Raw genomic sequence first — 773 nt, 5'->3', positions numbered from 1 at the left:
CGGTACGCCCGTCGATCCCCACACCACCTCCGCACCGCAACTGCGGTCGCAGGTGCTGGCGCTGCGGGGCGACGTCGGTGGCCGCGACGGCGAAACACAGCAGGTATGCGTCCGGTCCCACCATGACGAGGTGGGACAGCGACCAGCAGATCCACACCGAGGCGAAGGCGGCGGAGGCGGCGCGCCTGGCGCCGTTCTCGACGTCGCCCTGAAGGACCGAGGGCGCCACGCACAGCAGCACGATGATCGGCGCGAATTGCAGGAGCGAGGGGCGCAGCCACGCCGCGACCGGGTATGCCACGGCCAGGACCACAAGCACGTAGGTGTCGGCCCGGCCCAGCTTGACCAGTCGCGCGTACTCGATCACCGCGACGACCGCCAGCGCCGCGGCCAACCCCGCCGTCGTGCCTTGGCCGGCCCAAACCGGGATCCCGACAGCCGGTGCGATCAGCACCCAGGTGCGCCATTTCTGCACCAGCTCGCGCTTGCGCGAGACCAGGACGGCGGCGCCCGCGACGGCGAGGATCGCCACCGTGACCCACATCAGGAACACAGCCGTCGAGTACATGTGGACGTGCAGCGGACCCACGTCGATGTTGAGCGGCATCCGCCGATCGAGATGAGGAAACCAGCGGTCGAGGAGTGACATGGTGGGCCGCCGGTTCTAAGACGCCAGCGCGAAGCGGTCATCGGCCACGACGTCGCCCCGCAGCGCCAGCACCTGCGACCGCAGTTGCGGTGCGGAGGTGGTGTGGGGATCGACGGGCGTACCG

At 70.1% G+C, this 773-nt stretch carries 1 pseudogene; it reads right to left on the bottom strand.

Annotation, left to right across the window (positions count from 1 at the left end):
- A pseudogene (locus A5704_RS00855) lies at window positions 1-649 on the bottom strand (hypothetical protein); the annotation flags it as partial.
- Window positions 650-773 lie beyond the last annotated feature (124 nt).

The organism is Mycobacterium sp. E735 (assembly GCF_001666955.1).
Classification (GTDB): domain Bacteria; phylum Actinomycetota; class Actinomycetes; order Mycobacteriales; family Mycobacteriaceae; genus Mycobacterium.
Note: the sequence above shows the minus strand (reverse complement) of the source record. Positions and strands in the feature narration are given on the sequence as shown.